Below are 11978 nucleotides of genomic sequence, written 5' to 3'. Positions count from 1 at the left end.
TTAATCATTCAAATCAATCTATTTGAGTCAAGAGTAGCGCAACAGGATACTGATATGCCCCACACGAAAGAGCATGCCATGAACACTTATCTTGAAGACCGCCTGCAGATTACTGACCTGATAACCGGCTGGATTCACCGGGACATTGGGCAGTGGGAGAAATTAGCGGGGTTATTCCACCCCGACGGCATCATCGAAGTGACCTGGTATGAAGGCTCTTTCACCGGCTTTATTGAAGGCTCCAAACGCATGGGCGCCTCTGACCTTGCCACCAAACACCTGATCGGTACGCCTGTTGTCACCTTCAACGGGGAGCGAGCCATTGTGGAGACCAATGCCGTTATCATCGCCCAGAACAAACGCCTGAACCTTGGCTGCAGCGTGCATAACCGTTTTTATGATCTGGCCGAAAAACGCGATAGCCAGTGGAAGCTGCTCAAACGCCAGAGCATCTATGACATGGGCACCTTTAACTTTCCGGCCGGCCCGCAGGAGATCGACGCCGAGGTGGTCCAGAAGTACCCCTCTGAGTATGCCGCGCTGGCTTATCTGCTGGAGAAGAGTGGCTTCCCTCCAGACCGAGTCTTCGCTACCCGTGGTAGTGAGCTGGAAATGACCATGCGCAGCAGCGCTCTGGCATGGCTTCACGGCTAACGACGCCCCCGTTATAGCCATTGATGAGAAAAAGGCGCTGAGGCGACGAACGCCCTGGCATTCCCAGCCGCGGCAACCTGCGCTTCGCGGTGCTGGAGAAGCTGCTGAGCGAAGCGTGAACGGCGAATGTTTCACGTGAAACATGGCCAGGGCGCACGGCTGATGGTGAACCGCTGCTGCGCTATGCGCGACGCATCATGATGCTGCATGACGAAGCTGTCACAAGCCTGGGCATAAAACCGCCAGGTAGCGGCATCCGCCCGGGCATGACCGAGGATATAACCGGCCTTGATCTCCTGGGAACCACTGCATAAATGCCTACACGAGCGAATGGCTGCGTTGCGCGGCACTGGTGCGCCAGCCCGGTCGAAAGCTCGCCTGACCCCATGTTATGTCTCGGTCTCTGCGTGCCGTGCGCCTTGCCCTTCATCTCGTTCGGCGATTTATTCAGCGTTTCCCTTACGGATTCCGGGCGAGTTCGCGCGCCAGTACCCCGATGTCGGTCGCAGGAGAGATGAATCAGCGATCCGCAGGGTGATTCACACCGTCGTTGACACTGATCTCGCCCAGCGCAAACGGATTGACGCCCTCGAGGCAGCCGACATTTCCGTTGCCGTGTCGCGGCGCTACCCGGCAACGGGTCAGCTTCTGTCTGAACTCGGTAGCCGAACTGGTGCGGCCCCGTCCCTCTGATTCAGGGTGTGCCGCCCCTCATATAGCAAAAACCGATCACTTCCCGGGCGTGCTCGCGTTTCTCCTCGGAAGCCGCCGACAGCAGCGTGCCGCCCACGCAGATCGCCAGGTTGAGCAAAAGTCCCCACAGGCCGCTGTAGACGCCCAGCGGACGCAGGCCGATAAAGGTAAAGCCGGCCGCCAGCAGCGCGCCCACCAGCATGCCGGTGAACACCGCACGCTCGTTGAGACGTGTCCAGTAAAGCCCCAGCACCAGCGCCGGCGCGGTCTGAATCAAAAGCTCGAACTTGAGCACGAAAATCTGATACAGCGTGGCGGGCGGATACCAGGCGACCAGCACCAGGATGACCACCGCCACCAGCCCCACCAGCTTGCCCACCAGCACTTTCTGATACTCGCTGGCGTCGGGGCGGATATAACGGCCGTAGAGATCGTTGGAAACGATCGACGAGAAGGTCAGCAGCACCGAGTCGGCAGTGGAGACAATCGCCGCGATCACGCCGCCGAACAGCAGCACCATGGCCCAGTAGAAAAACGCATTCTGATTGGCCAGGGCGTTGGCCATGACACCCACCAGCTGCTCCGACTCGGCGGTGGTCAGCCCCGGAAAGGCAGCGATGCCGATGATGCCGACCATGAACACCACCCCGGCAGTGAAAAACGGCATATAGGCCATGCGGATGAAGGAGCGCTTGAGCGTCGCCTCGCTTTGGGCGGCGAAGATACGCTGCACCGCGTGGGGATAGATCGCCGCGCCGATACCCACCAGCACCAGCAGGCTGAACCAGCGCATCAGCGCCGGGCCCTCGGGCGGTGCCAGCTTGTCGGGGCTTACGGCCTGCATCTGCTCGGCGGCACTGCCGAGGCCGCCAAAATAGTAGAGCGAGCCGAACAGCAGCGTGAAAACACCGAACAGCAGCGCCAGCCCCTGGAGGGTATCCGTCCAGGCGACCGAGCGCATGCCGCCCAGCCAGCTGTAGGCGACCATGATAACGATGAAAAAGATCACCCCCACCTGGTAGGGAATGGTGCCGCCGGTCAGTCCGGCCACGCCCTGACCGATCGCCACGAACTGCTCCAGCAGATAGTTGGCCAGGCCATAGAGCATCAGCATTGCCGCCAGAATGGCGACCCGCCGCGAACCAAAGCGCAGCGCGATCCAGTCCACCGGAGTGAGCAGGCTGAAGCGCCGACCGAGGGCGTAAAGGCGTGGCGCGAAAAATAGATACACCATGATAATCATGATGAAAAAGGGCACTGACACAAGATAGTGATACCCCATGCGGTAGGCAGCGGGCGGATAGCCGACCACCGTGTTACCGCTGTACTGGGTGGCGAAGAAGGTGAAAAAGAGCACCATCACCCCCAGCCCGCGACCACCGAGGTAGTACTCATCAAGACTTTCGCGCATACCACGATTGCGCAGGAAGGCGTAGAGCCCCACGCCGAGCATCAGAGCACCGTAGAGCGCCAGTACCAGAATGCCCGACCAACCGCTGAATGCCAGTTCGACGTCCATGGCTTATCGCTCTCCCTCACGGTCGTGCGGACCGTTGGCACCGCCATAGCGCTCATCGCTGTCGGTGTGCCACTGGGTCATCACCACCCAGCTGATAAACACCGACAGCATCAGCGACGCCGCCAGCACGATCAGCGCCCACAGCGGAATGCCGAATATCAGCGACGTGGCCATGCCGGCGGGAAAATACCAGGGGTTGATCAGCACAAAAAGTAGTGTGAAACCGATCCACACCCGGCGCTTGCGCACTGGCTCGGACATTCCGGCCATATCGTTCTCCTTCCAGAGGCGGTGAAAGCGGCGCTTTACCGATTGGCGTTAATCTGCAGGGACTCTATCCAGCCGCATGGCACGCTGGATATTGATGATTGAGCAAGCGCCTCTTCGCCGGTCGCGAAGCGCCTGGACCTTGGTCGAAAATTTCACACGCTGATCGTGGAAGATTCAGGCGGCACTCCCCTCGCGGCTGGCACAGCGCATCAGATGGTCGACCAATTGACGCGCGATCACCGGCAGACGCTGGTAGTCACGCACCGCCAGATGCAGTTCGCGCCTGGCCCAGTCATCGGCCAGCGGCACGACGGCAAGCTGCAGGCCGTGGCGAACCGCCGCCACCGCGCGCTCGGGTAATATGCCGACCCCCATGCCACGGTCGATCATGCGGCATATGCCTTCGAAGCTGCGCACCTGAATACGCATCCGCAACGGACGATCGAGCGCCCTGGAGCCGCGCTGCAAAAGTCCCTGCAGTGAGGTGTCCTGTTCGAGACCGATAAAGTCGTTGTCCAGCGTATCGGCCAACGCGACTTCACCGTGCGCCGCCAGTGGATGCCCTGCCGGTGTCACCAGTACCAGCCGGTCGCAGCGCCAGCAGCGGGCATCGAGGCCTTCGGCGGGAACATGGCCGGCGTACAGACCGATGTCGGTTAGGCCGTCGCGTACCGCGCCCACGATCTCGTGGCTGACCCGCTCGCGCAGATCGACACGAATCTGCGGGAAACGGTCCATGAATTCACCGAGGTCGTCGGGTAGAAACTCGATAACCGAGGAGGTGTTGGCGTGCAGGCGTATATGACCCTTGATGCCAATGCTGTACTCGCTCATGTCGGCATCCAGCCGCGAGAGGTCATCAAGCATTTGGCGCGCATGGTGCAGAAAGGCATGCCCCGCCGCGGTCAGTTCGATGCCGCGTGGGCGGCGATAGAGCAGCGAAAAACCCAGCTGCCCCTCCAGATCACTGATTCGTTTGCTGACCGCCGCCAGCGCCAGGTGCTCGCGCTGTGCCGCACGGGTCAGGCTGCGCTCGTCGGCAATCGCCACAAACAGGCGCAGGGTGACGAAATCCAGACGTTTCACGGGAGCTCCAAAGTGGGCTACAACGCCCGCCCTGCACGGCGAGGGCGGATATCGGAAGCCGTTATTATGTCAGTGTCTTCGCATTCTGCGAACGCTGCCTTGGTCAAACTCCAATTGAAGCACCGTTGGCACCTCCGCCATGCTCGTCATAGACCATCTTCGGGAGAGCCATCGTGACCACTACCGATCAGACCCCGGCACTGGCCGGATTAAAAGTGCTGGAGATGGGCCAGCTGATCGCCGGCCCCTTCGCCACCAGACTGCTCGGCGAATTCGGAGCCGACGTGATCAAGATCGAGCCACCCGGCAGCGGCGATCCGCTGCGACGCTGGCGCATCCTCGAGGCGGGCACATCGCTGTGGTGGCATGTGCAGACCCGCAACAAGCGCTCGCTGTCGCTCGATCTGAAAAGTGAAGAGGGCCAACAGATCGTGCATCGGCTGGTCGCCGAGGCAGACATCGTGGTGGAGAACTTCCGCCCCGGCACGCTGGAGAAGTGGGGGCTGGGCTGGGAAGCGCTCAGCGCGCTCAATCCCGGCTTGATCATGGTACGCATCTCCGGCTACGGCCAGACCGGCCCCTACCGCGACCGACCCGGCTTCGGCGTTATCGGCGAGGCGATGGGCGGGCTGCGCTATCTCACCGGCCATCCCGGCGAGCGTTCGGTGCGGGTGGGCGTCAGCCTGGGCGATTCGCTGTCGGCACTTTATGGGGTGATCGGCGCCCTGCTGGCGCTGCAGGAGCGCCACCGCAGCGGCCTCGGCCAGTACATTGATGTGGCGCTTTATGAGTCGGTGTTCGCCATGATGGAGAGTCTGATTCCCGAGTACGACGGCGCCGACGTGGTGCGCCAGCCCAGCGGCAGCGCCCTGCCCGGCATCACGCCGTCGAATGCCTACCCCTGCCGCGACGGCGAGCATGTGCTGATCGCCGGCAACGGCGACAGCATCTACCGGCGTCTGATGCAGGCGATCGACCGCGACGATCTTGCCGAGGAGCCGGCACTGGCCCACAACGACGGCCGCTCGCAGCACGCCGAGCGCATCGATGCCGCCATCGCCGAGTGGACGGCGCAGCACGATCGCGACCGGGTGCTGGCAGTACTGGAAGCCGCCGGCGTCCCTTCGGGCTATCCCTACACCGCCCGCGACATCGTCGCCGACCCGCACTACCAGGCACGCCGGATAATCGAGACCATCACGACCGAGACCGGCCGCCGGCTGAAGGTGCCGGGCGTGATGCCCAGACTGAGCCGTACCCCCGGCCGGGTGGGCGGCGGCGGCCCGCGGCTGGGCCAGCATACCCGGGCGGTGCTCGACGAACTGGGCATCGATGCCGAGACCCAGCGCGCGCTGTTCGAGCGCGGCGTACTGCATGAAAGCGTCCCGGAGGCGCAAGCATGAGACGCGTTGATATCAACGAAGTGGCACCCCGCGACGGTCTGCAGATCGAGTCGCGGTTTGTACCCACCGCCGACAAGATCGCGCTCATCGATGCCCTCTCGGCCACCGGCGTGGCCGCCATCGAAGCGACCTCCTTCACCTCGCCGAAGGCGATTCCCCACCTGGCCGACGCCACCGAGGTGATGGCGGGTATTCACCGCCACGGCGGGGTACGTTATGTCGCCCTGGTACCCAACCAGCGCGGTGCCGAGCGCGCCCTGGCAAGCCATGCCGACGAACACAATCTGGTGCTGTCGGCCAGCGACAGCCACGGCCTGGCCAACCTGCGCATGACGCCCTGGCAGTCACTGGAACGCTTCGAGGCATTGATCAAACGGGTGCGTGAACGCGCCTTCGGGGTGCGCATCAACGCCTCCCTCTCCACCGCCTTCGGCTGCCCCTTCGAGGGGCCGGTGACGGCGGCAAAAGTGCTGGAGATCGTCGCCCGGCTCGACGCCCTGAACGTGGATGGCGTCAGCCTGTGCGATACCACCGGTATGGCCAACCCGCGCCAGCTTGGCGCGCTATGCGAGCAAGTGCTCACACACCACCCGAGGCTCGAATTGACGCTACATCTTCACAATACCCGCGGCATGGGACTGGCCAATGCGCTGGCCGGCTGGCAGGCCGGCGTGACCCGTTTCGATGCGGCACTGGGCGGCCTCGGCGGCTGCCCCTTTGCCCCCGGGGCCAGCGGCAATGTCTGTAGCGAGGATCTGGTGCATATGTTCGAGCAGATGGGCATCAATACCGGCGTCGATCTCGATGCGCTGATCAGGGTCTCCGAAACCCTGCCGGCGCTGGTAGGCCACGACACCCCCGGCCAGGTGGTCAGGGCCGGCCGCGCCGAGCGTCGCTACCCACTGCCGGCAGGCGTGACCTGAGCCCTCGATCACCGGTCCCGTAATATCCGGAAGCCGAAGTGCGCTCTACCCCTCCCCGATGGCCTCCACTTTTGACGGGCGCTGACCGCCCCTCCATACATCCATCACTCCCTCCCTCCCTCCCTCCCTCCATACATACATACATCGCGGTTCCTGCGCCGCCGCCGCCTTGCCGGATGGGTAATAACGACAACACTTAAATGAAATTTACACTCTATATCATATGCAAATAAAAATTATTATCATCACTGCCTTGAACGGCACACCTCATAGACGCCGTCCGTTATCCAGGGGAACCTCATGCCTACACTCGAGAACGCTGTGCAGCGTCGAAATCCGCAGCGTCTTTCGGCCCTCGCGCTGGGCCTGTCTGCCGCTTCATTGAGCGCCCTGACGGCTGCCAGCGAAGCCGTACCCGCCAGCGATACCATGGTGGTCACCGCCGCCGGCTATGCCCAGCAGGTCGTTACCGCACCGGCTTCGATCAGTGTCATTACCCGTGGTGAGCTGGAAGATCAGAACTATCGCGACGTCACCGATGCGCTGAGCCAGGTGCCCGGGGTTATCGTTAGCGGTGGCGGTGGCGGCGACCGCGGCGAGGACATCAGCATGCGCGGCATGCCTGCCGAGTACACTCTGATTCTGGTCGACGGTCGCCGTCAGTCGAGTCGAGAATCGCGCCCCAACGGCAGCGCCGGCTACGAGCAGGACTGGTTGCCGCCGCTGCAGGCAATCGAGCGCATCGAAGTTATTCGCGGGCCGATGTCGACCCTTTACGGCTCCGACGCCATCGGCGGCGTCATCAACATCATTACCCGCAGCGTACCCGATGACTGGCACGGTAACGTGCGTGTCGGCGCCACACTGCAGGAAGACAGCGACTCCGGCAACGCCCAGCAGAGTCAGTTCTACGTCGCCGGGCCGCTGCACGAGGCGCTGCTGGGACTGCAGGTGTGGGGCGAGTATCAGACCCGCGAAGAAGACCACATGATCGAAGAGGGCTACGAACAGAAAGCACTGCGCACCGGCACGGCACGGCTCAGCCTGACGCCCAACGAACACAACAATTTCAGCCTGGAAGCGGGAATAGAAAACCAGCACCGTGTTTCCACCGTAGGCAATACCGTGCCGCTCGAGGGCTGTCGCGGCGGCTGTAGCGATCGCACCGAGGACCATGAGCGGGTCCACTACAGTATCGGCCATAGCGGCAACTACAGCTTCGGCACCACCGACACCTACGTGCAGCGCGAAAGAACCCGCAATGAACGCCGCAGTATCGAGATCACCAACACCGTGGCCGACAGCCGCATGGTGGTACCGTTTTCCAATAATGTGCTCTCCTTCGGCGCCAACTTCGAGCAGCAGGAGCTTTACGACGGCGGCAACCAGAACCCCACCTCCGATCTCTCTGACATTGACCTTTATCAGTGGGCACTGTTTGCCGAAAACGAGTGGTTCGTCACCGACAGCTTCTCGCTCACCGCCGGGCTACGCATGGACGACAACGAGAACTTCGGTACGCACCTTAGCCCACGCCTCTACGGCGTGTGGGGCATGACGCCGCGCTGGACCCTGAAGGGCGGTGTTTCCACCGGCTATCGTGCGCCCACTCTGCGTAACCTCACCCCGCAATGGGTTCAGATCAGCCGCGGTGGCAATATCTACGGCAATCCCGATCTTGAACCCGAAACCTCGCTCAACAAGGAGCTGGGGCTCTACTACAGCGCTCCCAACGGCCTGCTCGGCAGCCTGACCCTGTTCCACAATGACTTCGACGACAAGATCACCCGCGTCGCCTGCCCGAGCGACATCTGTACCGATGGCGACAACCGGTTCGGCGCCAACCCCACCTATCGCATCAATGTCGATGAAGCGGTGACTCAGGGGGTCGAGGCGTCACTGGAGACGCCGCTGGCCGAAGAGCTCGACCTGACCACCAGCTATACCTTCACGGACTCCGAGCAGAAATCGGGAGAGTACGAGGGCCGGCCACTGACTCAGCTGCCGCGCCACCTCTTCAGCACCCGCCTCGACTGGGACTCGACCGAGACCCTCGAGCTGTGGTCACGACTGACCTTTACCGGCAAGGAGAGTCAGCCGGTCGGCGGGCGAGGGCCTACCGGGGGCCGTGAGCCGGCGCCCTCCTATGCCATGGTGGATACCGGCGGCAGCTGGGCCGTCAATGCCGCGACGGATTTGCTGTTCGGCGTCTACAACGTTTTCGATCGTGGTATCGACTACGCTACCTACGGCAGGGTACTGGATGGGCGGCGCTACTGGGTGGGGGTAGACCTCTCCTTCTGAGCGCCGGGCGTCACGGCGCGACAAAAGGCGACATGAAAGAGGCCGGCCCGTTTTTCGACGGGCCGGCCTCTTTTTTATACATCGCCTGGTTCATGAATCACCCTGACGCAGGCTTCTCCAGAGCCGTAGTGAGCCCTTACTGCGCCGGCTGCTGCTGCGACTGCAGGGCCTGCAGGCGCTGGTAGAGCTCGGGATCCATATCGATCAGGCGCTGCTCGAGGGCACTGTCGCGCGAGGCGTCGAGGCCGATCTGCTGATAGTTCTGCACCGACAGGCCGTGCTCCTGCAGCGACTGCTGGGTGCTGGTCTGGAACTCTTCCATCAGCGCCTGCGCCTGCTCACGGTTTTCGATGTTGCTGCTGCGCCGGGAGAGGTCCCTGACCACGGGGATCATGTCACGGTTGACCTCCAGAAAGGAGTGCAACTGGTCGTCGCTGTATTGGCTCGACAGCGTGCCCGGGTCCACCGGCTGCGGCGCCTGCTGCGCCGACGGGGCGCCCTGCTGCGGCTGGGATTGCGACGCCGCCATGGCCGGGCCGGCGGCCAGCACGCCGAGGCTCAGCAGGGCGGCGCCCAGCAGGGAATTGACCTTTCTCATCGCAAACTCCGAATAACAGTGATTTGGTGTCAATGTAATCCACCCCCGGCGGGGCGTCCAGGCGCGCACTGCGGATGCTAGACTTGAGGTCTGATTCCCGGGGGAAGCCGCCATGACACAGGGCCTGATCATTCTCGACCGCGACGGTGTTATCAACGAAGACTCGATTGCGTTCATTCGCAGCCCCGAACAGTGGATCGCCTTTCCCCAGGCGCTGGAGGCGATCGCCCGCCTCCATCAGGCCGGCTGGCAGCTGGCGGTGGCCACCAATCAATCGGGCATCGCCCGTGGCTACTTCGATGAGCCAACGCTTGACGCCATGCATGACAGGATGCACCGCGAGGTCGAGGCTGCCGGCGGCAGAATCGACCATGTCGTATGGTCGCCCCATGGCCCCGACGACGACAGCGAAATGCGCAAACCACGTCCCGGCATGCTGCTTAAGATTCGCGATCTGTGCGGGCTCAAAAACCTCGATAACGCCTGGATGGTAGGCGACAGTCTGCGTGACCTGCAGGCCGGCCAGAGTGCCGGCTGCCGCACCGCCCTGGTACTGACCGGCAAGGGCCGCATCACCCGGGGCGATCTCGACCAGCTCGAGCGCCCCGACGAGGTCATCATCGCCGACTCGCTGCTCGAGTTCGCCAACCGTCTGCTGGCCGCAGAGCCGGCTCTGCTGTTCCCCTCCGACCGCGCCTGAGCGGCCGTCACCCTCGCAACCCGGAGACAAGCGCATGGCCCACAGCGACACGCAAAGATTCGATATTGTGATCAACGGCGGCGGCATCGTTGGCCTGACGCTGGCCGCCCGACTGGCCGGTCGCACCGATTATCGCATCGCGGTGCTCGATGCCGATGCCGCGCCTTCCATGCCGGACGACGCGCTAACCCTGCGCACCACCTCGCTCAACGCCGCATCTTTGACGATGCTCGAGCAGGCAGGGGTGATGGATCATCTGCCGGCGCGCTTTATGACTGACTTCGACCATATCGAAGCGGGCAGTCGCGATAACCCGGCGGCGCTCGCCTTCAGCGCTGAAGAGATCGACCGCGAGCGCTTTGGCGTTTTCGTCGAGAACGACCGTCTGCGTACAGCGCTGTGGCAGCGACTGGCAGAATGCGAGCGCATCAGCCTGATCGAGGAGAGTGCCATCGCCGAGCTCGAGCGCGACGAGCAGCGCGTACGCGCCGAACTTGAAAACGGCCGGCAGCTGGAAGCGGCGCTGATCGTCGGCGCCGACGGCGCGCGCTCGAGGCTGCGCCACCTGGCCGGTATCGCCAGCCACCAGCGCGACTACGCCCAGGAGGCGCTGGCGGTCAACGTGCGCCTGAGCGAATCGCCCGGCCACACCAGTTGGCAGGTATTCACTTCCAGTGGCCCGCTGGCGCTGCTGCCGCTGCATGAGCGTCAGGCTTCGCTGATCTGGTACGACAGCCCCACGCAGACCCGGCGCCGCGCCGCGCTGGATGACGACGCCCTGATCCACGCCATCGAGGACGCCTTTCCCGAGCGCCTGGGTGGCGTCGAGGCGATCATCGGTCGCGGCCACTTCCCTATCCGCCGCCTGCATGCCTGTCGCTACGTCGACCAGCGGCTGGCGCTGATCGGCGACGCCGCCCACGTCATTCATCCGCTGGCCGGCCAGGGGGTCAACCTCGGCATGCAGGACGCCCGCGTACTGGCTGACGAAATAGAGAACGCCGACGCCCCCGGTGACAGCAACGCTCTGAACCGCTATCAGCGCCGCCAGCGACCGCGCAATGGCGCCATGCTACTGGCCGTCGAGCAGCTTCACTACCTCTACACCCGTGCGCCGGCACCGCTACGCGAACTCGCCGAGCGCGGTCTGGCCGGCGCCAACCACTTCACCCATGCCAAGCGCCTGCTGATGTCGATCGCCAGCGGCGAATCACCGCGACGATGAGTGTCACACCGGAGGAGGTGCTGGCGTTCTGGTTCGAAGCGCTCACGCCACAACAGTGGTTTCGCCACGATCCGGCGCTGGACAATGACATCGCTGCACGCTTCGCGCCCCTGACCGAGGCGGCGCGACGCTGCGAGCTTTCCACATGGCGCGACGACGACCGCGGCCGACTGGCGGAAATCATTGTCATCGATCAGTTCTCGCGCAATCTCTACCGCGATGATCCGCGCGCCTTCTCCCACGATCCGCTGGCGCTGGCGCTCGCTCAGCAGGCCGTCACCGAAGGTGTCGACGGCCGGCTGTCGATAACCGAGCGCCCCTTCCTTTATATGCCCTACATGCACAGCGAATCGCTGATCATCCACCAGCAGGCGCTGGCGCTTTTTGACCAGCCCGGGCTGGAACGCAACCTTGACGCCGAGCGGCGCCACCTCGGCGTGCTCGAACGTTTCGGCCGCTATCCGCAGCGCAACGCTGCCCTGGGCCGTGACAGCAGCGCCGCAGAACTCGCTTTTCTGGACACGCCGGGCAATCGCTTCTGATACGGGCACGCAGTGGCGGCCCGAAGGGTGCCCGCCAGGGATGGCAGGGCACAAAAAATCG

General features: G+C 63.4%; 11 protein-coding genes. 7 read left to right on the top strand and 4 right to left on the bottom strand.

The annotated features are described in order from the left end of the window. Positions 1-78: 78 nt before the first annotated feature. A complete protein-coding gene (locus H146_RS0103075; RefSeq protein WP_019950383.1) occupies positions 79-654 on the top strand; it encodes a nuclear transport factor 2 family protein in 576 nt (191 codons plus the stop codon). 694 nt (positions 655-1348) lie between these two features. On the opposite strand, the gene H146_RS0103070 is transcribed toward H146_RS0103075, so the two are convergent. The 3 genes from H146_RS0103070 to H146_RS0103060 all read right to left on the bottom strand — a co-directional run bounded on the left by H146_RS0103070 (position 1349) and on the right by H146_RS0103060 (position 4222). Further along, positions 1349-2866, bottom strand: a complete 1518-nt coding sequence (locus H146_RS0103070; protein WP_019950382.1) for a sodium:solute symporter family protein — start codon at positions 2864-2866, stop codon at positions 1349-1351. 3 nt (positions 2867-2869) lie between these two features. After that, positions 2870-3136 (bottom strand): hypothetical protein, encoded by a 267-nt coding sequence (locus H146_RS0103065; RefSeq protein WP_019950381.1) that lies wholly within the window; start codon positions 3134-3136, stop codon positions 2870-2872. A 174-nt stretch (positions 3137-3310) separates the two neighbouring features. Continuing rightward, positions 3311-4222, bottom strand: a complete 912-nt coding sequence (locus H146_RS0103060; RefSeq protein ID WP_019950380.1) for a LysR family transcriptional regulator — start codon at positions 4220-4222, stop codon at positions 3311-3313. 173 nt (positions 4223-4395) lie between these two features. On the opposite strand from H146_RS0103060, the gene H146_RS0103055 reads away from it, so the two are divergent. From H146_RS0103055 to H146_RS0103045, 3 genes are all read left to right on the top strand, one after another. Then, on the top strand, positions 4396-5625 hold the full coding sequence (locus H146_RS0103055; RefSeq protein WP_019950379.1) for a CaiB/BaiF CoA transferase family protein: 1230 nt from the start codon (positions 4396-4398) through the stop codon (positions 5623-5625). Continuing rightward, entirely contained in the window at positions 5622-6548 is a 927-nt protein-coding gene (locus tag H146_RS0103050; protein ID WP_019950378.1) for a hydroxymethylglutaryl-CoA lyase, read from the top strand. The genes H146_RS0103055 and H146_RS0103050 overlap by 4 nt, the downstream gene beginning before the upstream one ends. Before the next feature lie 300 nt (positions 6549-6848). Beyond that, positions 6849-8852 carry a ligand-gated channel protein gene (locus tag H146_RS0103045; RefSeq protein WP_019950377.1) on the top strand — a complete coding sequence of 668 codons (2004 nt, stop codon included), beginning with the start codon at positions 6849-6851 and terminating at the stop codon, positions 8850-8852. A gap of 136 nt (positions 8853-8988) precedes the next feature. On the opposite strand, the gene H146_RS0103040 is transcribed toward H146_RS0103045, so the two are convergent. Then, positions 8989-9450 (bottom strand): DUF4168 domain-containing protein, encoded by a 462-nt coding sequence (locus H146_RS0103040; protein WP_019950376.1) that lies wholly within the window; start codon positions 9448-9450, stop codon positions 8989-8991. Positions 9451-9562: 112 nt separating this feature from the next. Between H146_RS0103040 and gmhB the strand changes: the two genes are divergently transcribed. Genes gmhB through H146_RS0103025 form a run of 3 tightly spaced genes read left to right on the top strand, consistent with a single transcriptional unit; the run spans position 9563 to position 11917 of the window. Continuing rightward, complete coding sequence (gene gmhB, locus H146_RS0103035) at positions 9563-10150, top strand: D-glycero-beta-D-manno-heptose 1,7-bisphosphate 7-phosphatase (RefSeq protein ID WP_019950375.1); 588 nt, start codon at positions 9563-9565, stop codon at positions 10148-10150. A 34-nt stretch (positions 10151-10184) separates the two neighbouring features. Then, a complete protein-coding gene (locus H146_RS0103030; protein ID WP_019950374.1) occupies positions 10185-11375 on the top strand; it encodes an FAD-dependent monooxygenase in 1191 nt (396 codons plus the stop codon). Then, positions 11372-11917: a DUF924 family protein gene (locus H146_RS0103025; RefSeq protein ID WP_019950373.1), complete on the top strand. Its 546-nt coding sequence runs from the start codon at positions 11372-11374 to the stop codon at positions 11915-11917. The genes H146_RS0103030 and H146_RS0103025 overlap by 4 nt, the downstream gene beginning before the upstream one ends. Positions 11918-11978: the final 61 nt, after the last annotated feature.

It is taken from the genome of Kushneria aurantia DSM 21353 (assembly GCF_000382245.1).
Lineage (GTDB): Bacteria > Pseudomonadota > Gammaproteobacteria > Pseudomonadales > Halomonadaceae > Kushneria > Kushneria aurantia.
This window is presented reverse-complemented; position numbering and strand designations above follow the sequence as displayed.